Annotated in this window: 23 protein-coding genes; 6 read left to right on the top strand and 17 right to left on the bottom strand. The window is 68.3% G+C overall.

Annotated features, from left to right (window positions below; all coding sequences use genetic code 11):
- Positions 1 to 206 precede the first annotated feature (206 nt).
- The 8 genes from ACWDEX_RS17705 to ACWDEX_RS17670 all read right to left on the bottom strand — a co-directional run bounded on the left by ACWDEX_RS17705 (position 207) and on the right by ACWDEX_RS17670 (position 10023).
- Positions 207 to 1151 (bottom strand): S66 peptidase family protein, encoded by a 945-nt coding sequence (locus ACWDEX_RS17705; RefSeq protein WP_450464408.1) that lies wholly within the window; start codon positions 1149 to 1151, stop codon positions 207 to 209.
- Positions 1148 to 2152: an ABC transporter ATP-binding protein gene (locus ACWDEX_RS17700; RefSeq protein WP_450464407.1), complete on the bottom strand. Its 1005-nt coding sequence runs from the start codon at positions 2150 to 2152 to the stop codon at positions 1148 to 1150. The genes ACWDEX_RS17705 and ACWDEX_RS17700 overlap by 4 nt, the downstream gene beginning before the upstream one ends.
- Positions 2149 to 3198, bottom strand: a complete 1050-nt coding sequence (locus ACWDEX_RS17695) for an ABC transporter ATP-binding protein (RefSeq protein ID WP_450464405.1) — start codon at positions 3196 to 3198, stop codon at positions 2149 to 2151. The genes ACWDEX_RS17700 and ACWDEX_RS17695 overlap by 4 nt, the downstream gene beginning before the upstream one ends.
- Positions 3198 to 4091 (bottom strand): ABC transporter permease, encoded by an 894-nt coding sequence (locus ACWDEX_RS17690; protein ID WP_450464404.1) that lies wholly within the window; start codon positions 4089 to 4091, stop codon positions 3198 to 3200. Before ACWDEX_RS17690 ends, ACWDEX_RS17695 begins: the two co-directional genes overlap by 1 nt.
- Positions 4088 to 5158 carry an ABC transporter permease gene (locus ACWDEX_RS17685; protein WP_450464403.1) on the bottom strand — a complete coding sequence of 357 codons (1071 nt, stop codon included), beginning with the start codon at positions 5156 to 5158 and terminating at the stop codon, positions 4088 to 4090. The genes ACWDEX_RS17690 and ACWDEX_RS17685 overlap by 4 nt, the downstream gene beginning before the upstream one ends.
- The gene (locus ACWDEX_RS17680) at positions 5151 to 7010 is read right to left on the bottom strand and encodes an ABC transporter substrate-binding protein (protein ID WP_450464401.1); all 1860 of its coding nucleotides are present in this window, start codon (positions 7008 to 7010) and stop codon (positions 5151 to 5153) included. Before ACWDEX_RS17680 ends, ACWDEX_RS17685 begins: the two co-directional genes overlap by 8 nt.
- Before the next feature lie 45 nt (positions 7011 to 7055).
- Positions 7056 to 8405, bottom strand: coding sequence for a M20/M25/M40 family metallo-hydrolase (locus tag ACWDEX_RS17675; RefSeq protein ID WP_450464400.1), 1350 nt, complete (start codon positions 8403 to 8405; stop codon positions 7056 to 7058).
- 352 nt (positions 8406 to 8757) lie between these two features.
- Positions 8758 to 10023: an MFS transporter gene (locus ACWDEX_RS17670; RefSeq protein WP_450464398.1), complete on the bottom strand. Its 1266-nt coding sequence runs from the start codon at positions 10021 to 10023 to the stop codon at positions 8758 to 8760.
- A 78-nt stretch (positions 10024 to 10101) separates the two neighbouring features.
- Between ACWDEX_RS17670 and ACWDEX_RS17665 the strand changes: the two genes are divergently transcribed.
- The 3 genes from ACWDEX_RS17665 (at position 10102) to ACWDEX_RS17655 (ending at position 11357) form a co-directional block, all read left to right on the top strand.
- A complete protein-coding gene (locus tag ACWDEX_RS17665) occupies positions 10102 to 10605 on the top strand; it encodes a MarR family winged helix-turn-helix transcriptional regulator (RefSeq protein WP_450464397.1) in 504 nt (167 codons plus the stop codon).
- Between the two features lie 96 nt (positions 10606 to 10701).
- Positions 10702 to 10872 (top strand): hypothetical protein, encoded by a 171-nt coding sequence (locus ACWDEX_RS17660; RefSeq protein WP_450464396.1) that lies wholly within the window; start codon positions 10702 to 10704, stop codon positions 10870 to 10872.
- Between the two features lie 65 nt (positions 10873 to 10937).
- Complete coding sequence (locus ACWDEX_RS17655) at positions 10938 to 11357, top strand: TetR/AcrR family transcriptional regulator C-terminal domain-containing protein (RefSeq protein ID WP_450464395.1); 420 nt, start codon at positions 10938 to 10940, stop codon at positions 11355 to 11357.
- A 66-nt stretch (positions 11358 to 11423) separates the two neighbouring features.
- Here ACWDEX_RS17655 and ACWDEX_RS17650 read toward each other — a convergent pair whose 3' ends face one another.
- The 9 genes from ACWDEX_RS17650 to ACWDEX_RS17610 all read right to left on the bottom strand — a co-directional run bounded on the left by ACWDEX_RS17650 (position 11424) and on the right by ACWDEX_RS17610 (position 22048).
- Positions 11424 to 11786, bottom strand: coding sequence for a GNAT family N-acetyltransferase (locus ACWDEX_RS17650; protein WP_450464426.1), 363 nt, complete (start codon positions 11784 to 11786; stop codon positions 11424 to 11426).
- Between the two features lie 178 nt (positions 11787 to 11964).
- Positions 11965 to 12444: an HIT family protein gene (locus tag ACWDEX_RS17645; RefSeq protein WP_450464394.1), complete on the bottom strand. Its 480-nt coding sequence runs from the start codon at positions 12442 to 12444 to the stop codon at positions 11965 to 11967.
- Between the two features lie 102 nt (positions 12445 to 12546).
- On the bottom strand, positions 12547 to 13290 hold the full coding sequence (locus tag ACWDEX_RS17640) for an SOS response-associated peptidase (protein WP_450464393.1): 744 nt from the start codon (positions 13288 to 13290) through the stop codon (positions 12547 to 12549).
- 176 nt (positions 13291 to 13466) lie between these two features.
- Positions 13467 to 14912, bottom strand: coding sequence for a glyceraldehyde-3-phosphate dehydrogenase (locus tag ACWDEX_RS17635; RefSeq protein ID WP_450464391.1), 1446 nt, complete (start codon positions 14910 to 14912; stop codon positions 13467 to 13469).
- 284 nt (positions 14913 to 15196) lie between these two features.
- Positions 15197 to 16078 (bottom strand): KPN_02809 family neutral zinc metallopeptidase, encoded by an 882-nt coding sequence (gene ypfJ / locus ACWDEX_RS17630; RefSeq protein WP_450464390.1) that lies wholly within the window; start codon positions 16076 to 16078, stop codon positions 15197 to 15199.
- Between the two features lie 232 nt (positions 16079 to 16310).
- On the bottom strand, positions 16311 to 19400 hold the full coding sequence (locus ACWDEX_RS17625) for a DUF7507 domain-containing protein (RefSeq protein WP_450464389.1): 3090 nt from the start codon (positions 19398 to 19400) through the stop codon (positions 16311 to 16313).
- Between the two features lie 390 nt (positions 19401 to 19790).
- Entirely contained in the window at positions 19791 to 20504 is a 714-nt protein-coding gene (locus tag ACWDEX_RS17620; protein ID WP_450464388.1) for a hypothetical protein, read from the bottom strand.
- A 99-nt stretch (positions 20505 to 20603) separates the two neighbouring features.
- Complete coding sequence (locus ACWDEX_RS17615; protein WP_450464386.1) at positions 20604 to 21500, bottom strand: hypothetical protein; 897 nt, start codon at positions 21498 to 21500, stop codon at positions 20604 to 20606.
- Entirely contained in the window at positions 21500 to 22048 is a 549-nt protein-coding gene (locus tag ACWDEX_RS17610; RefSeq protein WP_450464385.1) for an RNA polymerase sigma factor, read from the bottom strand. Before ACWDEX_RS17610 ends, ACWDEX_RS17615 begins: the two co-directional genes overlap by 1 nt.
- A 544-nt stretch (positions 22049 to 22592) precedes the next feature.
- Here ACWDEX_RS17610 and ACWDEX_RS17605 point away from each other — a divergent pair.
- From ACWDEX_RS17605 to ACWDEX_RS17595, 3 genes are all read left to right on the top strand, one after another.
- Positions 22593 to 23765 (top strand): alpha/beta hydrolase, encoded by a 1173-nt coding sequence (locus ACWDEX_RS17605; protein WP_450464384.1) that lies wholly within the window; start codon positions 22593 to 22595, stop codon positions 23763 to 23765.
- Positions 23766 to 24781: 1016 nt separating this feature from the next.
- On the top strand, positions 24782 to 25453 hold the full coding sequence (locus ACWDEX_RS17600) for a TetR/AcrR family transcriptional regulator (RefSeq protein ID WP_450464383.1): 672 nt from the start codon (positions 24782 to 24784) through the stop codon (positions 25451 to 25453).
- Positions 25410 to 26204 (top strand): maleylpyruvate isomerase family mycothiol-dependent enzyme, encoded by a 795-nt coding sequence (locus tag ACWDEX_RS17595; RefSeq protein WP_450464382.1) that lies wholly within the window; start codon positions 25410 to 25412, stop codon positions 26202 to 26204. The genes ACWDEX_RS17600 and ACWDEX_RS17595 overlap by 44 nt, the downstream gene beginning before the upstream one ends.
- Positions 26205 to 26315: the final 111 nt, after the last annotated feature.

Here is a 26315-nt window from a genome sequence, read left to right as displayed (position 1 = left end):
GAAACCAGCGCACCTGAGCCACAACACTCACTCACGCACACCAGAACGCACTCAAGCGCTGTCAAGCGGCAGCAGTTCACAACCGCTAGCACCATCAGTGCCGGCCGCGGGGGCCGGGAACCATCGCCTCCGCAGCCGTGTTCTTTCCGTCCGAAACAGTTCGGGGCCTGAGTACGCGTACTCAGGCCCCGAACTGTGCGACGCGGTCACGCCTCCGGATCGGTCAGCACCTGGTCCAGGAAGGTCAGCGTCCTGTTGTCCGCGTCCAGCCGTGCCCGCACCCCGATCGGGTACGTCTGCATCTGTGTGTTGTGCCCGATGTTCACTCCGGTCAGTACCGGCACGCCGAGGTCGCCGAAGCGCTCGGCGAGCATCCGGTCGATGTGCTCCGGGTCGCCGCACTCGGTGAACGTGCCCAGGACGATCCCGGCCACGCCGTCGAGGTAGCTCTTCGAGCGCCGGATCTGGGTGATGATGCGGTCCATGCGGAACGGGAATTCGTCGACGTCCTCCAGGAACAGGATCGCGTCGCGCGCCGGATACGAGGTGTCGGTGCCGAAGTTGGCCGCGATGAGCGTCGCGGTCCCGCCCAGCGTCAGCCCCTCGGCGACACCTGGGACCAGTGTCCGTGCTCCCGGGAACGTCAGCTCCTTCACGCTCGACGGCACGTAGAGCAGCTGCATCAGTTCCTTGAAGTCGTACTCCTCGGGCCCCTCCCAGAAGCCCCCGCACGCGACCATCGGCCCGAACAGCGACACCCAGCCGAGTTTGACCGCCAGCGCCTCCAGCAGCGCCGTCACATCGGAGTAGCCGACGACGACCTTCGGTGCGGCGGCGTCGACCTTGTCCCAGTCCATCAGCTCCAGGGTCCGCTGCGAGCCGTAGCCGCCGCAGGCCAGGAAGACTCCCGCGTACCGGGGGTCCGTCAGGGCCCGGGTCAGGTCCTCCGCTCGGCGGGTGTCGTCGCCTGCGAGGTAGTCGTACATGCTGCCGGTGTCCCGGGCCGACTCGAAGACCTCCGGTTGAAGGCCCACGGACCTCAGGGCGCGCAGTCCCGACTCCAGGTGCTCCTGGTTGTCGACGGGCGAGCTCGCGCAGAGCACGGCGACGGTGTCTCCGGGCCTGAGCGCGGGCGGGCGAAGCAGGGTCATGCGGTCTCCAAGGCGGTCGAGCGGAGAAGGTGGCACGCGGCGGCGGACACGTCAGCCGCCAGCACAGGAAGTTCACGGCTCTCGCAGGCGCTCGCCGCGCGCTCGTCGGCCGATGCGGCGGCCCAGCGCCCGCAGCGCGGATGGAAGCGGCAGCCCGCCGGGATCGCGGTGGGATCCGGCGGCTCGCCCGTCAGCAGCGTCGGGCGCCAGTCCTCGGCGCCGCTGGGGATGACGGACAACAGCGCCTTGGTGTAGGGGTGTTGCGGCCGCAGCAGGACCTCCTCGACGGTGCCCTGCTCCACGATCCGGCCCAGGTACATCACCGCCACGCGGTCCGCGATGTTCCAGGCCAGGCCCAGGTCGTGGCTGACGACGAGGGCCGAGAGGCCGAGGTCGTCGCGCAGCCGGAGCATGAGTTTGAGGATCTCCCCGCGTACCGAGGCGTCGAGTGAGGCCACTGGCTCGTCAGCGACGATCACCGAGGGATTGAGTGCCAGCGCGCCGGCGATGACGACGCGCTGCTGCTGTCCGCCGGACAGTTCGTGCGGGTAGCGGCGGAAGAATTCCTCCGGCGGCCGCAGTCCGGCCTGGGCCAGGGCGTTGTGCACGGTCTCGGGGAGCCGGTCGGTGATTCCGTGCAGACGCGGCCCCATGGCCACGGCGTCATAGACGTTCTGCTTGGGGTTCAGTGCGCCGCCGGGATCCTGGAGGACCAGTTGGGTGTGGCGGCGGTAGCGCTTCAGGGCCGCCGCCGAGTAGTCCAGCGGCGTGTCCTGGTACAGCACCTGGCCGGCGGTCGGCTTCACCAGCCCGACCAGCGCCCGGGCGAGCGTCGACTTCCCGCATCCGGACTCGCCGATCAGCGCGACGATCTCGCCCTGGCCGACGCGCAGGTTGACGCCGTCGACGGCGCGCGCCGGCCCCCGGCCGCCGGATGCCGGGTAGACGACGGACAGGTCGCGGACCTCCAGGGCGGGTGTCCGGGTGTCGTTGTCGGTCACGACGTACCTCCGTGGTCGGGTCGGACGCGCAGGCAGGCGGCGGAGCGGCCGGGCCCGGCGGGCCACAGCAGCATCTCCCCGGTGCGGCATGCCTCGGTGGCCTCGGAGCAGCGCGCCGCGAAGGCGCAGCCGTCGCCGACCTCCGAGGGCCGCGGCGGGTCGCCGGCCAGGCCGGCCGGGGCGAGTCGGGAGGCCGGGTCGCCGATCGTCGGGAACGCTCGGGACAGGGCCCGGGTGTACGGGTGCTGCGGATGGTCGAGGACCTGCCTGGACGGGCCGAGTTCGACGATCCGCCCCGCGTACATCACCGCCAGCCGGTCACAGGTGTGGGCCAGCAGCGACAGATCATGGGTGATCATGATGACCGCGATCCGTGACTCGCGGACCAACTCGGCCAGCAGCTCCAGGATCTGCGCCTGGACCATGACGTCCAGGGCGGTCGTCGGCTCGTCGGCGATGATCAGGTCCGGGCGGCAGGCCAGCGCCATGGCGATCATCACCCGCTGCCGTTGCCCGCCGGAGAACTCGTGCGGATAGCTGCGCATGCGCCGGGACGGGATACCGACGCTGTCCAGCAGTTCGGCGGCGCGGCGCTCGGCTTCCTTCACGCTCACCTTGTCGTGCAGCACGATCGGTTCGACGATCTGCTCCAGTACGGTCCGCACCGGGTTCAGCGCGCTCATCGCGCCCTGGAACACCACCGACGCCCCGGCCCAGCGCACCGCGCGCAACCGGGCCCAGGTCGTCGTCAGCAGGTTTTCGCCGCGAAACAGCACCTCGCCGCTGACCTGGGTGTTGGCGCCGTGCAGCCGGAGCAGGCCGAGGGCCATGGTCGACTTGCCGCACCCGGACTCCCCCGCGACGCCGAGGGTGTCGCCGGGGGCGAGCGCGAAGCTGACGCCGCGTACGGCGGGAACGGTCCGGCCGCCCTGCCGGTAGCTGACGTGCAGGTCGCGGACGTCGAGCAGTGCGCTCTCGTCCCTGGCGCTCTCGTCCCTGGCGTCCTCGGTCCCCCGGGATTCGGTCGGTGTGGTGTCGGTGGTCATCACTTCTTCTCCATCCGCGGGTCGAGGACGTACTCCACGGCCCGGCCGGTGAGTGTGAAGGCCAGCACCACCGCGAGGATCGCCAGGCCCGGTGGCAGCAGGAACCACCAGGCGCCGGCGGTGAACGCGCCGCCGAAGAAGGCCTCGTGGAGCATCTCGCCCCAGGTGACGTTGGCCGGGTTGCCCAGGCCGAGGAACGTCAGCGTCGCCTCGGACAGCAGCGATCCGGCGACGGTCAGCGTGCTGGACACGAGGATCAGCGGCATGACGTTCGGCAGGACCTGTTGCGTCATGATCTGCCGGTCTCCGGCGCCGAGGGCGCGGGCCCGCTCGACGAACGGCCGGGCCTCGACGGCCAGCGTCTGCGCGCGGACCAGGCGCGCGGTCGCGGTCCAGGAGGTCACGGCGATCGCGATGGTGATCGACATCGAGCCCTGGCCCAGGACCGCGGCCAGCGAGATCGCCAGGGGCAGGCTCGGCAGGGCGATGAACCAGTCGGTGACCTGCATCAGGATCCGGCCGACGAATCCGCCGTAGTGTCCGGCGATGATCCCGACCGCGCTGCCGAAGACGACCGTCAGGACAGTGGCGATGACGCCGATGCGCAGTGACTCCCGGGATCCCCAGATGAGCAGCATCAGGACGCTGCGGCCGGACTGGTCGGTGCCGAGCGGGTAGTCGGCGCTGGGCGGTGCGAGCAGGGGCCCGTCGACCTTGGTGACGTCGAGTTGCTCGTCGCCGATGAACAGCGGTGCGGCCAGGGCCAGCAGGGAGAAGGCGATCAGGATCACCAGCCCTGCCACGCCGGAGGGCCGACCGCGGAAGGAACGAGCGAAGCGGCGGGCTCCGGCGAACCGGGCGGGGAGAGCCGCGGCGGTCTGTGCGGCGGTCACTGGTCACGCACCCGCGGGTCGAGGAACCGGTAGGCGAGGTCCGCCAGAAGATTCATGATGATCACACTCGCGCTGAAGACGATGAAGGTGCCCTGCAGCAACGGCAGGTCGGGGATTTTCAGGGCCTCGAAGGTCAGGTCACCCAGGCCCGGCCAGGAGAAGATGGCCTCCACCGTGACCGCGCCGCTGATCAGCGTCCCCAGGTGCATGAAGATCATGGTCACGGAGGGCAGCAGGGCGTTGGGCAGGGCGTGGCGGCGGCGCACGGCGGCGTCCATGAGGCCCTTGGCCCGCGCGGTCAGCAGATAGGGGCTGCCGAGTTCCTCGATGATCGAGGACCGCATGATCGTCACGTACTGCGCGTAGACGACGAGGACCATGGTCAGCGCGGGCAGGATCAGGTGCTTGGCGACATCCAGGTAGTGCGTCATCCCTGTCTGAGGCAGGGTGGGATCGCTCATCCCGGCCGTGGGCAGGAACCCGTGGAACGGGCCGACACCGACGCTGAACACGATCAGCAGGATCATGCCGAGCCAGAACGTCGGCACCGACCACAGCGTCAGTGCGGTGGCTGAGGTGATGCGGTCGAACAGGCTGCCCGCGCGCCATCCGCTGCGCAGCCCGAGCCAGAGGCCGAGGAGCACCGAGATGACGAAGGACGTGCCCATGAGCAGCAGGGTCGGCCCCAGGCGGTGCATGGTCAGCGACGCGACGGACTGCTGGTACTCCCAGGAGTATCCGAGGTTGCCGTGCAGGGTGTCGTTGACGAAGTCGAGGAACCGTTCCCAGATCGGCTTGTCCAGTCCCAACTGGACTCGCAGTCGCAGCAGTTCGGCCTCGCTCACGGGCCGGCCGCGGGTCATGGTGCGGACCGGGTCGGCGGGCATCAGGTTGAACAGGACGAAGCCGATGACGAGCGTGACCGCGAAGCTGACGACCGCTGCGACGAGCTTGGAGACCAGGAAGCCGGGCCTGGGCAGACGCAGCGGCCGCCGGCCGGCGCGGGCCTGGGCCGGGGCCGGTGCCTCGGCCGCCTGCGGCTCGGTGAGGGCGGTGCGGCTACTCACGGTCGTCCGCTCCGGCCCGGCGGCGGACGACGGCGACGCCCGCTCCGAGCACGATCACCGCGCCGGCGATGCCCAGCCACAGGCCCGTGCTGCCGCCGCCCGAGGAGGAGGCGGACGCGCCGGCGGACGCGGGGGCGGCCTTGAGGTAGCTCCAGAACGTCTGCTGGGCAGGGTAGAAGCCGTCGGCGTTCGGCTTGCCGGTGATCAGGCCGTCGGCCTTCGAGGAGACCGCGATCTTGGTGGTGGCGTTGTAGAACATCACGTCCACGTCGGCCTCGTAGAGGATCTTCTGCATCTGGCCGACGACCTTGGCCCGCTCGGCCGGGTCGAAGAGGCTCGCCTGCTTGGCGAACAGCTTCTCGTAGGCGGGGTCGCAGAAGAAGGAGTCGGTGTTGCCTCCGGTGCCGTCGTCCTTCGGCAGCGTCGAACAGCTCTGGATGCCGAGCTGGTAGGTCGGGTCCGGGCCGGTGGTCCACGCGTCCATCAGCATGTCCCAGTTGCCCTTGCCCAGGTCGCTGTTGAGCGCGCTCATGCTCATCGCCTGGATCTTCGCGTTGACACCGATGACCTTGAGCCAGCCCACCAGGTAGCGGGAGATCGCCGCGTCGGCGGCGTCATCGGAGTGAATGCCCAGACGCAGGTCCAGCGGCTTGCCCGTCTTCGGGTCGATGCGGGTGCCGCCTGGACCCACCTTGTAGCCGGCGTCGTCCAGGAGCTTGTTGGCGGCCGCAGGGTCGTAGGACTGCTTCTTACCGAGAGCCGGCTGCCAGCTCCACTGCGGCCATGCCGGAGGCAGGTAACCCTCCGCGACCTGCCCCTGCCCGTTGATCACCTTGGTCACGAGGGTCTTCTTGTCGATGCTCAGGGCGATCGCTCTGCGCAGCACGGGGTCATGCAGGGCCGGGTTGCCGGTGCCGATGGGCTTACCGGTACGGGTCTTCGCGCCCGGGTTCAGCTCCAGACCGACCCAGCCGTGGCCGACGGCCTGTGCCGTGCGTATGCCGTCGGCGTGCTGCAGCGAGGAGTACTCGGTCGCGTTGATGCCGCTGATGTAGTCCAGTTGGCCGGACTTCAGCGCGGCGACGGCCGCGTCGGTCTCCTTGTAGATCTGCTCGATCAGGTGGTCGTACTTCGGTGCCCCGAGGACGAAGGACTTGTTGGCGTCGAACTTTGCGTACTGACCGTTCTTGTACTCGGTGAGAACCCACGGACCGTAGCCGACGACCGGGAAGGAGTCGTTCTTGTAGGTCCTCAGGTCCGCCACGTGCGACTCCCAGATGTGCTTCGGCACGATCGGGATACCGGAGAAGGGGATGCTGCTGTAAGTGACGTTCGCCTTCGGCTTCTTGGTCTTGATGACCAGCGTCGTGGCGTCGGGCGCGGTGACCGTGTCGAAGCCCGCGACCAGGGTGCCGTTCGCGGTCGCGGCGACGTCGTTGGTCATGATGAGGTGCAGCGTCCAGGCCACATCGGCGGCGGTCAGCGGCTTGCCGTCACTCCACTTCAGGCCGTCGCGCAGCTTGAAGGTCCAGGTGAGGTGGTCGTCCGAGAGGGTCCACGACGTGGCCAGGTACGGCTTGGGGGCACCTTTGTCGTCGATCGAGGTGAGCGTCGGGTAGATGCCGGCGAAAATGTCGAGCGAGCCGTTGAAGTACGAGGTGAACGGGTTCAGCGTGTCCACTCCGGAGCTGTCCATCGCGACCCGCAGGGTCTTGCCGGACGAGGCACTCGTCGAGGGGGCTGCCGCGGCAGCCGTCGTCACGCCGGGGGCGGCGGGGCCGGCCAGGAGCAGGCCACCGGCGACGGCAGCGGCCAGGGCCGTTCGGGATCGAGGGGTCGCGCGCAGAGCCAAGTCGGGTCTCCGGGGAATGAGGAGGGAAGGGGTGACCGGGTCGCCTCAGGCGAACACTCGGGGATCGGTCATGAGGTACGTGGTGAGCACACGCGCGCCGAAGCCGAGGCTGTCGGTGAGTACGTGTTCGTCGACGCCGTGGACGTACTGCCAGGCGTCGAAGTCCGGGGGCGTCAGGCCGGGCACGAAGCCGAAGCCGGGGATGCCGAGGGCGGCGAAGGCCTTTGCGTCGGTGCCGCCGGTCATGCAGTACGGAAGCACCAGGGCGTCCGGGTCGTGCGCGCGGACGGCGGCGGCCATCGCGGCGAAGTCGGGCGCGGTGTGGTCGGCGCTCACCGGCGCCTGGTAGTCACCGGTGCGCGTGAGGTCCGGACCCAGGAGGGCGTCGACCGTCTCGAAGAACTCGGCCTCGGCGCCCGGCAGGATGCGCCCGTCCAGGGAGGCGGCGGCCTCGCTGGGGATGACGTTGTGCTTGTAGCCGGCGCGCAGCATGGTCGGGTTCACAGAATTGGCGAGCGTCTCCGCCACCAGCGGTGCGGCGGCTCCCAGCGGGCTGAGATCGGCGGGGTCGATCTCGATGCCCAGGTGCTGCGAGAGGCCGTCCAGCAGCGCTTCGACGATCGGGACGAGGCGGACCGGCCACTCGTGCGCGGCGAACCGGCCGAGCGTCGCGGCCAGTTTCACCAGAGCGTTGTCGTCGTTACGGCGGGAGCCGTGGCCGGCGGTGCCGCGCGCGGTGACGGTCATCCAGGCGCTGCCCCGTTCGCCGGCCGCGATCGGGTAGAGCCGGCCGCCGCCGGGCAGGTGGACCGAGTGGCCGCCGGACTCGCTGATGGCCGCGGTCACGCCCTCGAACAGATCAGGGTGCTGCTCGACCAGGAAGCGAGCGCCGAACTCGCCGGTGTCCTCCTCGTCGGCGACGAACGCCAGCACCAGGTCGCGCGGCGGCCGGGTGCCGGTGCGCGCCAGGTGCCGGACGAACGCCAGCATCATCGCGTCCATGTCCTTCATGTCCAGTGCGCCGCGGCCCCAGACCGCGCCGTCGCGGATCTCGCCGGAGAACGGGTAGCTCTTCCAGTCGGCGGGCTCAGCGGGTACGACGTCGAGGTGGCCGTGGACGAGCAGCGCGGGGGCGGTGGCGTCGGCACCGGGGATGCGGACCACGGTGTTCGCGCGGCCGGGAGCGGACTCCAGGACGACCGGGGCGAGTCCGGCGTCCGTCAACTCCTCGGCGGCCCATTCGGCGCAGGCGCGCTCGCCGCGACTGTCCCCGGCGCCGAAGTTGCTGGTGTCGAACCGGATCAGCCGGGAGCACAGGGCGACGGCATCGGCTGCGAGTACTTCGGACTCGGCTGCCGTGGGGACGGGCGCCGATGGCACGGCTCTTCTGGGCATGGCCGGCACCTCCTGATCAACTGGGGCTGGGGTGCTTGAAGGGCAAGCGTGTGTTTCACGGCAAGGTCCCCTGAGGGCTTGTCCACGGCAAGATCCCCTGAGGGCTTGCGATCCTCAGCCTCGAAATCTTCGATGCCTTGAGAACGGCTTCGTCGGGCCGCTTCCTGCGGACACCACCGACCTCTCTCCCGCAGATGCCACGACCGTGCCCGAATCCGAGAAAGTCCGGGCAGGTGGGATGTTTTCGCTCGCGGCAGTGGTTGAGCCACGGGCACACGGCAAAGGAGGCAGACGGCCTCCGCCTGATGGGTCTTCTTGCAGGTCGCGGCGGTCCCCCTCACGGAGCGGTCAGTCAGCCGAGACCGGCAGCGGCTTCGACGGGCACGCGGCCCTCCTGCGGCATCCGGAAATGGCGTACTCCAGGCACCGCCGCCGTCGCCAGACATGCCGCGCCGACCAGTGCCGCGGCCACGGCCAGCGGCACCTCCGGCCCCCAGGCGTCGGCCGCGAGCGGGCCCAGGACGTAGCCCACCGGCATCGCGGCGAGTGACAGCAGCCAGTCGTAGGAGGTGACCCGGGCCAGCACCGGCCCTGGGACGACCTGTTGCACGGCCGTCTCCCAGACCGGGTTCAGGAAGCCCAGCCCTGCCATCGCAAGGCCGTAGACCGAGATGACCAGCGTCGCCGGCGCGGGGATGGCGAGCAGGGCGAGCGGTGCCGCGTAACTCGCCAGCGCCAGATTGCCGGTCAGTACGGGATTGCGCAGCCGGGCCCGGCCGGCCGTCAGCGAGCCGAGCAGCAGGCCTACGCCCGCGACCGTCGACATGGCCACCCAGACGTTCCTGCCGCCCAGTTCATCGAGCGCGATCGCCGGGCCGAGCGTCGCCAGCACGGCGGCGGCGCCATTCCACACCGCGTGCGCGATCAGGCTCGTCCAGTACCAGTCGCGGGAGCGTACTTCGGCCCAGCCCTCGCGCAGATCGGCCAGGAACGCCCGTCGCTGCGGCCGCACATGCGCAACCCGCAGCGGCAACAGCAGCGCGGCACTCACCGCATAGCCGCAGCCGACCGCGATGAACGCCCAACCCGACCCGATGAACAGCAACGCCCCCGCGAGCGGTGGCCCGGCAAGCCGCGCGGCGCTGGAGGCCGCGGCCACCGCGGCGTTGGCCCGCTGCCGACCCTCCTCCGGCACCGTACCGGTGATCAGGGGTGAGAAGGCCGGCTGGGCGAAGGCCGTGGCCACCCCGCCGAGAACCTCGGCCACCGCCAGATACCACAGGGCAGGCGTTCCGCCGAGCAGTTGCACCCCCACGAAGATCTGGGCAGCGGACCGGACGAGCGCGGTGGTCAATGCCACCGTACGGACGTTGATGCGATCCCCGGCCACGCCCCCGACCGGCAGGAGGAGCAGCCGCGGCACCATGGCGCAGCCCAGCAACAACGCCAGGGCGCCGGTCGAGCCCGTCGCCTCCAGCACGGCGAGACCGAGCGCGACGGGCACCACCGCATCGCCGAGTAGCGCGAGCGAGCGGCTGGTGAAGAGCAGTTGGAAGCGGCGGGTCCGCAGCGGATGGGTGGCTGTGGCTGTGGTCGTGTCGATCCTCAAGGCGGTCATGACTCGCAAGATACTTCGACGCCGAATTATTCGGCAATGAAATATCTGCCGTCAAAGCATCGGGGCTACGATGACTCCATGGCCGAGCCTCCACTGCCCCGCGACGCGACCGACGAACACGTGGCACGCTGGCTGCCCGTGCTGCCGGACCTGGATCCCGACACCGAGGGCGCCGTCACCCGCGCCATGCTGCTCACTCGGCATCTGCGTCGAACGAAGGAACGCTCTCTCGCCGCCTCCGGGCTGGACCGGCACGAGTACGACACCCTGCACAAACTCGCCGGCCGCGGCGGCCGGGCCACGCCCTCCGAGCTCGCGGCCGACCTGGGGCTCGCCCCCGCCTCGGTCACCGGACGGCTGGACGGCCTCGAACACCGCGGGTTCGTTCACCGCACGCCCTCGTCCGTCGACCGCCGCCGCGTCGATGTCCAACTGACGGATGCCGGGCGCACAGCCTGGCGTCAGGCGCTGAGGGCCGTCGGGCACGAGGAGGAACGGCTGCTGGGAGTACTCACCAAGGAAGAGCGGGGGCAGTTGGCGGCATTGCTGCGCCGCGTGATGCTGGCCGCCGAGTCCACCTGACGGAGTCGACACCTCCGGGCGCCGGTGGGCGACGGAAGCGGCCACACCACCTCCGTGCAGGCGGGCAAAACGCCCAGCACTCCGTACAGTCGAGGGATGACGGTGGTGTACGCACCCCCTGAGTACGTCAGGTCGAACGCCGCGGTCGACACCCCCAGAGCGAAGAGCACGGTAGCGGTCGCGCGTGACCAGCTCCTGCGCTTCGAGATGCCCAGGATCACCCACGACCAGGCGGCGAGGCCGAGCATACCGACGACGGTCAGGTAGATGACGATGGCGTTGCGGTCGCCCGCCACCAGATCGGCGGACCAACCGGGGTGGGCGGAGCGCACATGCTGGGCCAGGCTGTCGATGGTTGCGATGTCGACGAGTGGCACGAGTGTGGCGATCGCGGTCAGCAACTCGTGGTCTCGCGACCCGCCATCACCCCGCGCAACCTGGGGTTCATGGAAAACGCGCTCGCCTCGCTGCGGGCGGCGGGATTCCCCCTGGGTAGGGCACTGGACGTCCTGTACGCCGTCTCCGGATTCGTTGTCGGCCATATCGCCACCGTTCCCAGCGGTGCCGACGCAGACCAGCCGACCGCCGTCGACCCGCTGCATCCACTGCTCGACCTGGACCCGGAGGAATTCCCCCTGCTCACCGAGGCCGCGCGCACCGAACGCCGACCGTCCGGTCCGAACTCCCGGTTCGATTTCGCGCTCGACGCCATGCTGTCCGGGTTCGACGCGGCCCGTTGCCCTCACTCCTGAGCGGGAAACACCCTGAAACAGCCCCAGGTCTCCCCTCCCCACCCCGACACCAACCTTGACCAACCTCTAAGCGTTGCTCGAAGGCAGATGGATCAGCCCCGCCTCCGTCGAGCGGAAGCCGCAGGCGTCGAAATAGAAGGTTCTCAGCTCGGGTTCGAAGTCGACGTGCAGCCACTCGCAGCCCGCCGCACGCGCACGAGTCGCCGCAAGGCGCACGACTGCCGTACCGATACCACGGTGTTGATGCGAGCCCCGGGTCTTCGTGTCGATCAAGAAGGCATGGTCTCCACCATCCCAGGCCACGTTCACGAATCCGAGAAGGAGTCCATCACCATCACGGGCGGTCACCCAGCCAAGGCTGTACTGCTGAATTCTGCTCCACCAACCGACGACGGCATTGCCGCCGTGCGACCGGACGAGATCGACCATTTCGTCGTCCGTGATGGGGTCACGCCATGTGTAAGAGATCACTTCGTTCACTCTGCCAGCAACGCCGACCGGACACCAGTTCGCCCTTTCAGATCGGCTTCCTCTGGTTCGCCGGCCACAGCGAAACTCCCCGGTTTCAGTCGAGCTCCCCGTGCCCAAGCGTCGACGGGTCACGCCGTCAGGCCATCGAACGCAGCCGATCCAGTTCGCACGCGATCGCATCCCGCAGCCCGTCATGCCGGGGACCGAGCCTGAACCTCTCGTCGCTCCACCGGTCCCGCGGATACAGCCACACCGGCTTGCCCACCAGCTCGGTCGGCTCCCATTCGAACCGCGGCCAGACGTGGGCATGCAAGAACGGGTCGGTGTTCCCCAGGATCTCCAGGTTGACCCGGCGGAACTCGGGGTCAAGGCGCCGGCAGGCCCGCTCGACCGCCTCTCCGAGTTGGTCCATGTCGGACAGGAACGACAGCCGCTTGCCCTTCGGTAGGTCGGACAACCGCTGAACGCCGGGTTCGTCAACGAGGAGAACCGAGTAGCCCGGCAAGAACTGAACATCGCCGATCACCGCGAAACCCGACTCGAGCCGCCGCAGCACAGTCGGGTTCTCGCCCCGCAGAGCCGCCCCGATCCGATCCGTCCGCCAGTCATTCGTCATGACCCGAACTTACCCGCGGGTGATCAAGGCCCGCTCTTCGTTCCCCACTTGCGACCTGGGACCCCACTCCTCACGGCCGCCGATCACCCGCTACGGCTGCGACTACGGGGTTACTTCTTCGAGGAGTTGGGGGCCGTTGTTCCGGACGTTGTTGACGGCCGTGGAGACCGGCCGTGCGGCCAGGTGGCCGCCTGCGGGCCGGGTCAGGAGCGCACGCAGCTCGTCGGGGGCTTGGTGCGCCGGAGCGAGCCAGGTGTCGTAGCGGTCCGGGGTGAGCGCCAGCGGCATGCGAGGGTGAATGCGACCGGCCGCATCGGTGGCGTCAGTGGTGATGATTGTGCAGGTCATCAACCAGGCGGCGGGGTCGTCGTCCTGTTTGACCGACGGGTCGCGCCAATACTCGTACAGGCCGGCGAGCGCCATCACCTGGCCGTCCTCGGGATGGACGAAATACGGCTGCTTACGGGTCTTGCCCGCGCCCGGGCCCTTGGTCTGCTGCCACTCGTAGAAGCCATCGGCCGGCAGTAGGCAGCGGCGCTTGACGAACGCGCGGCGGAAGGCGGGCTTCTCGTGCAGGGTCTCCACGCGCGCGTTGATCATCCGGGCGCCGATCTTCGCATCCTTCGCCCAGGACGGAACCAGGCCCCAGCGCAGCGGCCGCAACTCCCTCCGGACTGGCGCGACGGCGTCCTTGTCACGTGGCGTGCGTTCGAGGACGGCCCACACGTCGTCGGTCGGAGCGACGTTCCAGCTCGGTGCCGGCGCGTCCGCTGCAGGCCAGTCAGTGACCCGGAAGAGCTGGACCAGGTCGTCGGTGCTGCGGGTGGAGACGTAGCGGCCACACATGCAGCCACTGTGCCACCGGCGGCGTCGGCCAGGGCAACGGCCGGCGGTCGTGTCGGGAGACGCGTCGGCCCTGCGTGCCGGCAGGCGGGTGGCGGCGGGAGAGCAACCGGATATCGATCGGAACCGGTTGCCGCCCACCGCCGGCCTACCTGCCGGACACGGACATTACGCCGAGATCAGGCCATCGGAGCGGGGTAGGTCGGGTACTCCGCCCCGGAGACGTGCTGGACGACGCGGATGACCTGGCAGGAGTAGCCGAACTCGTTGTCGTACCACAGGTAGAGGATCGCGTTGTCGCCCTCGACCTTGGTGGCACCGGCGTCGACGATCGAAGCGTGGCGCGAGCCGATGAAGTCACTGGAGACCGCGTCGGGGGCGCTGATGAAGTCGATCTGACGCTTGAGCGGCGAGGTCAGCGACACGTTACGGAGGTAGTCGAGGACCTCTTCGCGGGTGGTCTCACGCGCGAGCTGCAGGTTGAGGATGGCGATCGAGACGTCCGGCACCGGGACGCGGATCGAGCTGCCGGTGATCTTGGCCTTGAGGTCGGGCAGCGCCTTGGAGACTGCGGAGGCGGCACCGGTCTCGGTGATCACCATGTTGAGCGGCGCAGAGCGACCCCGACGCTCGGACTTGTGGTAATTGTCCAGAAGGTTCTGGTCGTTGGTGAACGAGTGGACGGTCTCCACGTGGCCACGCAGAACGCCGTACTCGTCCTCCATCGCCTTCAGCGGCGGAACGATCGCGTTGGTGGTGCAGGACGCGCAGGACAGGATCTGCTCGTCTGGCTTGATGGTGTCGTGGTTGACACCGTGGACGATGTTGGGGACGTCGCCCTTGCCCGGCGCGGTCAGGACGACCTTGTCGATGCCGGGACGCAGGTGCTTCGACAGGCCCTCGCGGTCACGCCACTTGCCGGTGTTGTCGATGAGGATGGCGTCCTTGATGCCGTACGCCGTGTAGTCGACCTCCGACGGGTCGTTGGCGTAGATCACCTTGATCTCGTTGCCGTTGGCGATGATCGTGCTGTTCGCCTCGTCGACGGTTATCGTGCCCTGGAACTGGCCGTGGATGGAGTCGCGGCGCAGCAGCGAAGCACGCTTGACGATGTCCTGGTCGCCGCCCTGGCGGACGACGATGGCGCGCAGCCGCAGGCCGTTACCGGAGCCGGCCTTCTCGATCAGCAGGCGGGCCACGAGACGGCCGATGCGACCGAAGCCGTAGAGGACGACGTCGCGTCCCTCGCGGCGCTCGATCTTCTCGGCACCCGTGGCACCGGCGACGGCCTCGGCGGTGAACTCCTCCACCGACAGACCGCGGTCGTCGGTCCGGTACATCGCGGCGAGCATGCCGATGTCGATCTGGGAAGGGCCGAGATCGAGCGTGGTGAGAGCCTGCAGGAACGGCAGCGTCTCAGTGACGGAGAGTTCCTCACCGGCGATCTGCCGGGCGAAGCGGTGGGTCTTGAGGATGCTGACGACCGACTTGTTCACCAGGGAGCGGCTGTGCAGCAGGACGTTGACGTCCCGCTCACGGTGCAGCTTCCCGATGACCGGGATCATCGACTCCGCGATCTCCTCGCGCTTCTTCCAGTTAGTGAACGAGTCCTCATTGACAGTCACAGATTTATCTTTCGAGCTAGGCGGCGCTCATATGCTAACCCCCCTCTCCTTATGATCATCCAAACGGTGCCCCCCGACCCGATCGGGACGCCGAGATCAACGCCTTCGCACCGCCGCCACCTCGCGCCCGGACCGGCCTCCGGGCAGGCCGGCGAAGGGTCGTCGCGGCGGTGAGGGCGCCGACCTGGCGCACTTGTGAAGTACGCCACAGGCCACACGCCGCACGGATCCGAGTGAGGCGGGGCTCACATCTCTTCTGGTGCCGCTCCGGTTTGCCGACGGCGTCAGATGGCCCCGGAGAAGGTGTCGCAGCGGGAGGGGGCGCCCGTGGTGTACCCGGTGGTGAACCAGTTCACCCGTTGCTGTGCGCTGCCGTGGGTCCAGCCGTCCGGGTTGACCCGGCCCTGGGTGCGCTCCTGGATACGGTCGTCACCGACCGCCGCGGCGGCGTCGAGGGCTTCGCGGATGTCGCCTTCGGTGAACGGCTTGCTGTAGAAGCCGGTGTCAACGGCGTTCTTGGTCCAGACCCCTGCGTAGCAGTCGGCCTGCAGTTCCAGCCGAACCGAGGCGCTTTTCGCCCCCTTACGATCCCGTCCGACGCGGTTCGTGGTACCCAGCAGGTTCTGCACGTGGTGGCCGTACTCGTGGGCGATCACGTATGCCTGGGCGAACGGGCCGCCTCGGGCTCCGAACCGGCTCTCCAACTCGCTGAAGAAACCGAGATCGAGGTAGACCTGGTGGTCGGCCGGACAGTAGAACGGGCCCACCGCCGAACTGGCCTGCCCGCACCTGGTGTTCACACCGCCTGAGAACAGCACGGTCCGAGCGGCGTCGTACGACTGTTCGCCCCGCTGGGTGAACGTGGCCCGCCAGTAGCCCTGGATGCTGTTGACGACGCCCACCACACGGCACTTCTCCGACTGGTTGGCGTCGCTGCCCTTGCGGCACTGCGCACCCAGGTCTGAACCCCGCGTCGCGGCGGAACGCGAGTGGTCACCCCCGTCGAGCAGGGTGGCGGGATTGACACCCAGGAGCAAGGCCACGACCAAGGCGACGATCCCTACGACACCACCACCGATGGCGAGCCCGCCTCCGGGGAAGCCGCCCCCGCTGCCGCGGTCCTCCACCTGGGAGGCATCAAGGTCCACATCGTCACGGAATTCCATCGGTCCTCAGTCTTCTGGGAGTTGATCTTGGCTTCATTGTGCCCCGGCCCGGAACGCCACATGCCGTCGCGCAGTACTCCTCCCCCTGCCGGGCGTTGCGGGAAGGGCATGGGCGGCGTGCAGGACAGGCCGGATGCCTCGGAGGTCGTTCTGTCCAGCCCGGACAAGCCTTGCGCCCCGCTCCGGAAGGTCCGGGGCGGGGCGCGGAACAGCGATCTGTGCAGCGTGCCCCTTACGCCTCCTGGGCTACCCGGCGGTGATGACCGTCGTGCTCGTCGCAGCGGTCTCCGCCGTACGCCTTCCCGTGACCGCTGTGATGCTTGCGGCAGTGCTCCTTTTCCTTCTCCTTCTTCTTCTCCACCTTCACTGTGATGGTGGCCGTGGCCTTGTTGCTGGTCACCTTGTTGCCCTGCGGGTCGGTCGCCGTCGCCTGCGCCGTGTTGGTGACCTCGCAGCGCATCACCTTGTTCTTGTTCTTGCCGTGGTCCCCGCCGCGCTCCTTGACCTGCTTGCACGGAGTGACGTCGGCCTTGGTGATCCGATGGGTGCCGGTGCAAGTGGTGCTCGCACCGGGGGCCAGCGTGGCCGCCTTACAGGTGACGTTGGCGACCAGGTTGTCAGTGACCACCAGGTTGTTCAGCGCGACGCTGCCCGTGTTGGTCACGGTGTAGGCGTACTTGACGGTGTCCCCGACACGGAACGGCCCCTTGGAGACCACCCGCTTCTTCAGAGCGAGCTCGACCACCTGCTGCACCTCCACGATGATGGTGGCCCTGGCCTGGTTGCTGGCGACCTGGTTGCCCTGCTGGTCGACGGCCGTCGCCTGCGCCGTGTTGGTGACCTCACAACGCACAACCTGCTGCTTGCCCTTGCCCTTGCCCCCACCGCGCACGGAGGGAGTGTGACAGGGAGTGACATCGGCCTGGGTGATCGTGTGCGTACCGGTACAGGTGGTACTCGCACCGGGCGCCAGCGTCGTCGCCTGACAGGTGACATTGGCGACCAGGTTGTCGCTCACCGCCACGTTGTGCAGCGCGGTGCTGCCTGTGTTGGTGACCGTGTACTCGTACTCAACCTGCGACCCCACATGGAACGGACCCGACGAGACCACCCGCTTCGCCAGGGAGAGCTCGACCGCCTGCTGTACCTCGACGATGATGGTGGCCGCAGCCTGGTCGCTGACAATCTGGGGGCCCTGCGGGGGGTTGCCGCCCGCGCGCGCGATGTTGGTGACCTCGCAGAGCGTGATCTGCCTGGTGTTCTCCTTGACCCTGCCCTTGTTCGCGCCGCGTGCGGTGGGCGGGTGGCAGGGGGTGACGTCGGCCTGGGTGATCGTGTGGGTACCGGTGCAGGTGGTGCTCGCACCGGGACCGAGCGTGGTTGTCTGACAGGTGACGTCGGCGACTCGGTCGTCATGGATCACTACGTTGGTCAGGGGAACGGGGCCGGTGTTGGTGACGGTGTAGGAGTACTCCACCGGGGACCCGATCTGGAACGGTCCCTGCGAGACCACCCTCTTCTCCAGGTCGAGGTGCGGCACTCCGACCGGCAGGGTCAGCACGGACGGCTCGGAGGTGACCTCCGTGCCGTTCGACGCCGTACCGGTCGCCGTAGCGGTATTGGTGGCGAAACCCTCCTGACCGTCGGCCGCGGTGAAGGTGTACGTACCGGTACAGGTGGTGGTGTCGCCGGGGCTCTCGAACGGTGTCAGCGTGGTCGTCTGGCAGGTGACGTTGCTGACTCGGTCATCGTTCACCCTGACGTTGTTGATCGTCAGCCCGCCCGTGTTACGGACGCGGTAGGAGAAGGTGACCGTTTGCCCCACGAAGTAGGGGCCGGGCGTCTGCACATCCTTCTCGATCTCCAGGCTGGGTGGCTGGACGACCGGCACTCTCTCCGAGGAGGGTGGTGAATTGACTGTCTCGCCGTTCGAGGTGCCCGACGCCGTAGCGGTGTTGTCGACGGAGCCGTGGGCCACGTCTTCGGCGGTGACGCGATAGACGGCACTACAGGTGACCGTCTCACCTGGCGCCAGGGTCGTCTGCGGACAGTTCACCGGACCGACCTTCGGATCGGTGACGGTGATGCCCGTGATGTTCGTTGCACCGGAGTTGGTCACCACGAAGTCGTAGGGAATCAGATCACCGACCGTCAGCTCACCGGGCAGCGGCTGCCTGGCCTGTTTGACGAGCTCCAACTGCGGGAGCGGCGTTTCAGTGGCGACGACCACGTTGCGGATGAGGTGCACGTCGGTGAACAGACCGGTGGAACCCGCGAAACCGAACTTGTAGGTGGCGGGAACCGGCGTCGGAGCCGCCGTGCTGAGCACCTGCTGGAAGCCCTTGCCATCGTTGAAGTCGATGGACACGGTCAACTGCGGGTTCGGCACCGGGGTGAGCACCACGTGCACCCGGCGACGCGACGGCTCGAGCAGGGCCTCGGCCGCCTGCGGGGTAAGACCCGGAGGAAGCGTTGCCAGCGGCCCCTGCAGGTTCCCCGGGAGGGTCGACGGCCAAGGTCCGGTGGTGGTGAAGTTGCTGGTGGTGGCGGTCAGGAAGCAGTAGCCCTCGGTCCCCTGGCCGGGGCCGCGTACCGTGACCATGTTTTCCCCGGGCGCGGGAACGTGGATCGTCGTCCCTGCGGGCGAGCGCTGGCCCGGGGGGCAGCCGTTGCCGCGGCGTTCCCAGTCACCGAAGAAGTTCCCGAGAACGTCAAGGCCGATGCCCAGATAGCCACCCTCCACACCGGGCAGGAACGGGAAGGCGCCGGTCTCCTGCTTCTGCGCGTACCCGAGGCTGCCGCCGAAAGCGCCCGGCTGGGTCAGTGAGACGTCGCCGTTCACCAGGAAGAACGAAATACCGTCGGCGGGGGTGTTCGGGGTGGTGCTTCCGTACTGCCACTGGTCGAACGTGACGTCGAGACCGTGGGAGGCGGGAATCGCCTGGTTGTAGAGGGCCGCCCCGGACTTGTCGTTGGACGCATCAGTCAGCCGAAGGTAACCGTGCGGGTCGGCGTTGGGGGGAGGCGAATTGACACCAGGGTTGCAACCACCGAGTGGGTGGTCTCCCAGAGGAGGAGGCGTGGTGGTGGCCGGTGCTCCGGTAAGGCAGGCATCCCCCACCCCGATGAACTCCGGGGCGGTGGCGTGCGTAAACGTCTCGTTGACCAAGGTGCTACCCACACCTTGGCGTGGCTGCGCCTGAGCGATGTCGCCGGCGTTCAGCGCCAGCGTTGCGCCAGCACTGACGACCAGGCTCAGTGCTGCCGCGGCTAGTCGGGAAGTCCGTGCCTGCAGGCCGGACAACGATTGCCTTCGTTTCATGCGCAGCATTGATAGCAGTCACGTTGCTGTTGCAACTTGATGACAAGCCGCTTTTCATCTCCAAGAACCCGGTCAGCCGCAGACACACACGCACTTTCGTAGCTCACCGCCGCGCAGCATCACGCAACACCATACTGACACACCGTCCGGCACTCATGGTTTGACCTGCAAACTCTACGGCATGTCATTTCCGAAATGATGACGAGCCGTCAGGGGTTAATCGGTGCGGGCGCATGGGAGGGGCTTGGGCACCGGAGCGGACCGCCCGGCACTGGCGGCGCGTTGCGGGTGTGACATCGATGATGATCATCACAATGGCAAACATGCCTTCCACTTCATACTCCAGGGGTCGATCCCCACGCCCTGTTGTCCTGCCCGCGCCGCACCACCTCATACGTCCCGCAATTCCTGCCTGGGCCCTGGCTCGTGCTTACGGCGCAAGTGGCCCGGCGCCCTCGCGACGAGGGAACGCAGCACCAGCGCCAGCACGGCACCGGCCACCGCTCCCGGTATCGTCCACCACCAGTCGGTGCCGCCACTCGCCGACGCGGCGACCAGCGGGGGTGTGGTCCCCGTGGCCGCGTCCGGCGTAGCCGCGCTGCTCGACTGCCAGGGAACCGGAATGAGGCCGGCATATCCCGAGTCGGAGGCTCTGCCCATTACTCCGAGCTTCTTGAGAAGGGTGCGCAGTCGGGTGGGATCCGCGGCGCGGTGCCAGTAGCCTTTCGTCGATTCGGGCGTGTTCGCCGCGGTGTGGATCCAGACGCCGTCGCTGCCGGTATCCAGGACCTGGTCGAGTCGCCATGGTGTGATGTCGTGCACAAGCCAGGTGACGGTGATCTGCCGGGTGCCGGCCAGGTTGGTCTCCGGCGGATTGTCGCCGGTTTCGGTGGCCGGTCGGTCGAGCAACTGCTGAAGCTCGTCGTACTTCTTGTCGGAGTAGTACAGCCCGGTGGCCTCCCCGCTCGTCGGCGAGACCACGAGTACGCTCGTCGGCCCGCCTGCCGCGGCCGAGGACGCGCCCCACACCGTGAGTGCCAGCATCATGGTCAACGCGCCCAGCAGCGCGCCCCATTCACGAATACCGCCTTTGCACCTGAGCATTCGACCCCCAAGTCGGCCGATTCCCGGGCGGCTCTTGCCTGAGCCGCGTGTCACTTCCGGTACACCGCTCGATGGTTCGGGGTTCCCACTCTTCGCGCCCTACTTCGAGGACGCGCCGGATTTCTTGGCGAGGGACCTCGCGATGTCCACAGCTCGGCTCTTCGATGCCACTCCCTCCAAACGCAACGTCACCTCCCGTCCTGGTGTCTGATGGGTCCACAGCAGCGTCGGCCCCGCTGTCCGCTCCTTGCGTGTGTAGCGTTTCCCGTCCGCGTCCACCAGCCAGAAGCTGAGCAGATGGGGCCGCGGGAACCACAGGAGGGGATGGGGCATGTCCGGGTCGGAGGTGTTGTCGTCCGGCAGGATCCACTCCGGCGGCTCGCTCACCGTTTTGGCGAAGCCGACGTCCAGTTGCGCCGGATACTCGTCCAACCGGATCGTGTGCCCGTGCTCGCGCCAGCACAGGCTCACCAGGAACCGTCGGTGCGGCTCGCCGGTCACCGTCACCGTGTCGGGCGGCCCGAGCGCGTCCGGCACCACCGGTGCGAAGCCGGCCTGGTGCCGTGCCTGCGCGAGCGACACCGATCGGCCGCAGCCGGGCACCTCGGCACCGGGCGACGGCCTCGTCGACGGGCTGTGACGCACTTGGACCCCACCGAATTCGAACCAGTCGAGGACCGCCGCCCGCACCGGAGACGTGAGCGCGAGCACCATCAGCAGGCCGCACAGCGCCGCCGTCAGCGAACGCCACCGCGTCCGCGTCCAGTGCCGGACCGCTCGCAGCCGCTCACCGGCACCCGGCGGCTCGGCCACCGGAACCGGCAGACGCTCGCCGCGTATCTGCGCCATGACCCGCTCGGCCATCGGCTCGGAACCACCGGCCGACGCCGAGTCCAGCGACCGCCCGAGCGCCGACAACTCCTCGGACAGTCGTGCCGCCGTCGTGCGCCGACTGCGACCAGCGCCCACACCGTCATGGGACTCACTCACGCTCATCACCTCCTTTCCGGTGGCTGAAGATCCGGCAGCAGGCGGCCAAGCTTCCGCAGCGCGCGGTTGAGGCGGGACTTCACCGTGCCGCGGGGCCAGCCGAGGGCCTGAGCGGTCTCGGACTCGTCCATCTCGAGGAGATAGCGATAGGTGACGACCAGGCGATGTTCCTCGCTCAGCTTCTCCAGCGCAGCGAGCAGGGCTGCGCGGCGCTCGGTCTCCAGCGTCGCCACGGCCGGGTCCCGCGAGTCCGGTATCAGCGGTTCCGCCTGCGCGAAGGCCGCTTCGCGACCGACGAGTGTGCGCTGCCGGGCCGTCGCGCGCACCGTGTTCCGCGTCTCGTTGGCGACGATCGCAAGCAACCACGGTTTGAACGCCGAACCGTCCTTGAACCGCCCCAGCGCGCAGTACGCCTTCACGAAGGCCTGCTGCACCACGTCCTCCGCATCCGCACCCGCCCCGAGCGCGGCGGCCGCCCGCAGTGCGATGCGCGTATGAGCCCGCACCAGTTCGGCGTACGCCTCCGGCTCTCCGGCGCGCACGCGAGCGATCACTGCGGCCTCATCGACGATGCGGTCCCCTCCCGCGTTCCCACACCTGTCTACACCGCCGAAGGCAGATCGGTTCCCACCTGTTCCCGACCAGTTCCGGACAGCTCCCCGACCAGTGAGGACCCCCGAGAACAGGGAGTGGATGCGGTAGTACGTTTCCGCCGGCCCACGCCCGGGTGAAGTGATCGAGCCGCGGTGTTCTCCTCCGGCTCAGCGCGGATTGCCATGGGCGGGCGCGGTCCACGGCGGTGGGTGCGCGAGCATCACCGTCGGCACGTGCACGATCAGCGAAGCCGCGGTGTCCGGTGTGGAGTCGGCCGCGGAGTGCCGCTCACTCGTTTCACCGATGGCTCGAAACCGCTACCGAGTCGAGCCCAGTACAACCCCTTGCGTACCGGCCCGTTAAGGTATTCACCCTGTGGAGCGCCATTCTTTCACCGACGTTCATCCAGCGTTGGTGTATCGCCTGTACTGCCGAACATCCGGCACCTCTGCCTGCCGTACGGCGATGCGGCCACCGTAAACGCACAGGAAGTATCACCAGATCGTGGGAATCACCAGTCAGACCCTGCTCGTGCTGACTGTCAGCCTGACCTCGGCGGCCTTCGGCGTCGCGGTGTGGCTGTGGCCATACCTGAGCCGGCATACCTGGCGTTCGGTGCTGGGTCGTATCGGGGTACTGCTTGGCATCCAGCTCGCCTGCCTGGCCGCGCTCGCCCTGGCAGTCAACAACTACTTCGGTTTCTACGGCTCCTGGAACGACCTGCTGGGCACCGGCGAGGACGGCACCGCGACCATCGCCGATGGTACTGCGGCGGTCAGCCACAGCAACGCGGTCCGTGTTCTGCGTCACCAGAAATTGCCCGCGCCCAAGGGTACGACCGCGACGGCGGGCGGCAGCCTGGAGACGGTGGAGATCAGGGGGGCCAAGTCCCACCTGAGCACCAAGGCGTATGTCTACCTGCCCCCGCAGTACGGTCAACCTCGTTACGCACAGGTGCAGTTCCCGTTGATCGTCGCGCTCACCGGCTACCCCGGCACCACCGAGAATCTCATCACCCGTCTCAAATACCCCGAGTTGGCCGACAGAGCCATCGCGCACAAGGAGATGCCGCCCACCATCGTGGTGCTCATGCGGCCCACGCTGGCACCGCCGAGGGACACCGAGTGCATGGACATCCCAGGCGGCCCGCAGGTGGAATCCTTCTTCACCCAGGACCTGCCGACCGCATTGGGGACTGTTTACCGCATCGGTGACAGCGCCGCGTACCGCGGGGTCATCGGCAACTCCACGGGCGGCTACTGCGCGCTGAAGTTCGCCATGCGCCACTCTGGCACGTACACCGCAGCCGTTGCTCTCTCCGGCTATTACAAGCCTGAAGTCGACGCCACCACCGGCGACTTGTTCGGCGGTAGCAGGCAACTCCGGCGTGAGAACGACCTCATGTGGCGCCTGCGGCACCTGCCCGCCCCCGACGTTTCCGTCCTGGTCACCACCAGCCGACGCGGGGAATCCGACTACCAGGCCACGCAGGACTTCCTGGCCGCTGCCAAGCCGCCGCTGAAGACGGCGTCCATCATCCTTCCGTCCGGCGGTCACAACTTCGCGACCTGGAGTCGCGAACTTCCCCAGGCGCTGCCGTGGCTGGGTCGGCAGTTGCAGGCCCCGCGCATCAACCCCGTCCTTGCCGAGGCCGCCCCCGACGTCGCGACCTCGTGACGACAACAGCATCGCGCTGGTAGCGGGCGCACCCGGAACGCGCGGATATGACCCTCCGGGCCACGGCGCGGCCCCTCCCCCATCGAGGCCGTGTCGCACGGTGCCCGGCGAGAGCGGGCGGAGAACACCCGGGTCGCCGGGCTCGACACCCTGGCCGGGTATGGCGTGGAACCGAAGCTTGGGTCGGGGCTCTCGGCTACGGCGTTGCCCGTGGCGCCACCGTCCTGTGCCCTGCCCCTCCGGCACCACAGACCGTCACCGGCGTCGTCAGCCTAGTTGCGGGCCGGGGGGAAGTGCGGAGCGTTGTTGCGCTCTCGCGTGGCCGGCGTACGGGCCGGGCTCGAAACCACTGGGAGGCTGCTCCAGTCTGATCACCCCCTGAAGTTGGCGACGTATCATTTCCGCCGCGTCGCGTACCTGTGCCGGTACGTCACCGCGCTCGGCGACGAGCTGGTGATAGATGGGGGCGTCTTGGAACATGTAACAACGAGACCTTCCTGTCGGCGGTTTCACTCCGCGGCGCGGCGGCTGCCGACTGTGGGGGCAGGCACGGACATCACCGTTCACAGGAACTACGGTGCGCGGACACCTGTTTCTGTGCTGTGGTCTGGTGACGTACTGCCAGTTCACCCCCAAAACTTACTGATGATTCACATGAGCTCTTGATCTTATCGCTGTACGTTCTCGTGGTTTGGGTGAGGCCCTTGATCCGCGGGTGATTACGACACTTTCCCTCGGCTCCAGCCGGGCGAGGATCCGACCAGCAGGCGTCTACAGAGCGTGCCGAGGGCGCGCCTTTGGCTGCCGGGGCGCCGGGGCGACGCCCCGGCGCCGACTGACCAGGCGCGAAGGCACGTACCCGAAGGAAGAAGCGTCGTTGATCGGCAGGGTCGCATTCTCCAGGGTGCGCTTCGGCCCGCTGTACGCGGACGAGATCCCGGAAGGATTTCTTCACCCAACTCCCTGATGACGAAGGGGTGTTGACTTCCCTACGGCCGTTAGGTTTTCTTAATGGCATGAGGGGCGATCGGAGGCTTCGGCGGCGCGACGAGACGGTGCGGGAGATCCTCGACACCGCGATCGAAGTAATGGCCGAGGAGGGTGTGGCCGCGCTGAGCATGGCGGAGGTCGCTCGACGGGTGGGGATACGTCCGCCCTCGCTCTACCAGTACTTCCCGTCGAAGCTGGCTGTCTACGACGCCCTGTTCGAGCGGGGAATGCGCGAGGCGGTCGACATCCTGACGCCGTACCAGGCCCGACTCATCGACGATCCGCGAACGGCGATCACGGAGGGTCAACGGGCCAGCGTCGCCTGGGCGATGACCCATCCGGTGCTGGCACAGCTTCTGTACTGGCGGCCGGTGCCCGGATTCGAACCGACCCCACGGGCTTTCGAGCCGGCGCTCCAGCAACTGGAACTGTTGCGGGCAGCGCTACGGGCGGCCGTGCACGCCGGACAGTTGTCGCCCGCCGCCGCCGACGAGGAGGGGGTGAACCTGTATACGGCGCTGATGTCGGGTGTGATCAGCCAGCAACTCGCCAACGAACCGTCCGCGCAGGTCGAAACGGGCCGCTTCGCCCGACTCACGCAGACGGCAGTGGACATGTTCTTCCGCTTCTACGCCCCAGAGGAGGGCGAGTCCGATGGATCAGACCTTCATGGAGGCCGCGCGACTGCCGCAGACTGACCGCGACCGTTCGGCCGTGCTCGCCGAGGCAGAAGGCCGAGCGGCACTCGAAGTACTCGAAGCGCTCCGCGACGAGGACTGGCACCGCCCCACCGACTGCGTCAAATGGGACGTGCGCACGCTGGTTTCCCACCTCGTCGCCCAGTGTGAGGACAACATCAGCCTGGCCACGATGCTGCGCCGGGAGATCACAGGAAGGCGGCGCCACCCCGGCAAGGGCTCGGTGGATGCCCACATGGCGGCCCAGGTCGACGAGCATGCTTCCGCGTCGGGGCCCGCGTTGGTCGAACGGTTCGCACTGCTGTGGCCCCGCGCGGTACGAGCCCGCCGGCGCCGACCGGGACTGATGCGACGCGCCAGGATCGACAGTGGCATGCCCGGGGCGCCGCGGATGTCCATCGGCTACCTGCTCGACACCATCTACAACCGCGACCTGTGGATGCATCGCGTCGACCTGGCCCGGGCAACGGGGCAGTCCGTCACTGTGGGCGACCACGACCGGCAGATCGTCGAGGAGGTCGTTCGTGACCTGGCCCTGGGTTGGTCCGAGGCCCCGATGGCACTGGAACTCACCGGGCCGGCAGGCGGCGCTTGGCTGATCGGCTCGGGAGAGCCGGTGGCGGTCGTCCGGGCCGACGCGGTGGCGTACATGCGCGCCCTGGCCGGCCGTGATCGCGATGTGACGCTGGAACTGGTGTCAGGAGCGGATCCCGCACTCGCAGCCGCCCGCGAGGCCAGAATCGTTTTCTGAATTCCGCGGCCTGCCTACGGGCACCGGCAGAGCGAAGGAGGCCCACGTCACTGACGGCCAGGGAGGTGGGTGAGCGACGCGGACGGCCGAAGGCGTGAGTCACCGGAGGCT

This window comes from Streptomyces sp. NPDC001020 (assembly GCF_053599115.1).
Note: the sequence above shows the minus strand (reverse complement) of the source record. Positions and strands in the feature narration are given on the sequence as shown.

Bases quoted from the DNA above. Each gene is read 5' to 3' on its own strand.
- ACWDEX_RS17620 (WP_450464388.1), bottom strand. From the start codon at position 20,504: ATGCTCAGGTGCAAAGGCGGTATTCGTGAATGGGGCGCGCTGCTGGGC.
- ACWDEX_RS17650 (WP_450464426.1), bottom strand. From the start codon at position 11,786: ATGGTCGATCTCGTCCGGTCGCACGGCGGCAATGCCGTCGTCGGTTGG.
- ACWDEX_RS17625 (WP_450464389.1), bottom strand. From the start codon at position 19,400: ATGAAACGAAGGCAATCGTTGTCCGGCCTGCAGGCACGGACTTCCCGA.
- ACWDEX_RS17665 (WP_450464397.1), top strand. From the start codon at position 10,102: ATGGCCGAGCCTCCACTGCCCCGCGACGCGACCGACGAACACGTGGCA.
- ACWDEX_RS17670 (WP_450464398.1), bottom strand. From the start codon at position 10,023: ATGACCGCCTTGAGGATCGACACGACCACAGCCACAGCCACCCATCCG.
- ACWDEX_RS17655 (WP_450464395.1), top strand. From the start codon at position 10,938: ATGCTGGGCCAGGCTGTCGATGGTTGCGATGTCGACGAGTGGCACGAG.
- ACWDEX_RS17705 (WP_450464408.1), bottom strand. From the start codon at position 1,151: ATGACCCTGCTTCGCCCGCCCGCGCTCAGGCCCGGAGACACCGTCGCC.
- ACWDEX_RS17675 (WP_450464400.1), bottom strand. From the start codon at position 8,405: ATGCCCAGAAGAGCCGTGCCATCGGCGCCCGTCCCCACGGCAGCCGAG.
- ACWDEX_RS17645 (WP_450464394.1), bottom strand. From the start codon at position 12,444: ATGACGAATGACTGGCGGACGGATCGGATCGGGGCGGCTCTGCGGGGC.
- ypfJ (WP_450464390.1), bottom strand. From the start codon at position 16,078: ATGGAATTCCGTGACGATGTGGACCTTGATGCCTCCCAGGTGGAGGAC.
- ACWDEX_RS17615 (WP_450464386.1), bottom strand. From the start codon at position 21,500: ATGAGCGTGAGTGAGTCCCATGACGGTGTGGGCGCTGGTCGCAGTCGG.
- ACWDEX_RS17595 (WP_450464382.1), top strand. From the start codon at position 25,410: ATGGATCAGACCTTCATGGAGGCCGCGCGACTGCCGCAGACTGACCGC.
- ACWDEX_RS17660 (WP_450464396.1), top strand. From the start codon at position 10,702: ATGACGGTGGTGTACGCACCCCCTGAGTACGTCAGGTCGAACGCCGCG.
- ACWDEX_RS17600 (WP_450464383.1), top strand. From the start codon at position 24,782: ATGAGGGGCGATCGGAGGCTTCGGCGGCGCGACGAGACGGTGCGGGAG.
- ACWDEX_RS17640 (WP_450464393.1), bottom strand. From the start codon at position 13,290: ATGTGTGGCCGCTACGTCTCCACCCGCAGCACCGACGACCTGGTCCAG.
- ACWDEX_RS17695 (WP_450464405.1), bottom strand. From the start codon at position 3,198: ATGACCACCGACACCACACCGACCGAATCCCGGGGGACCGAGGACGCC.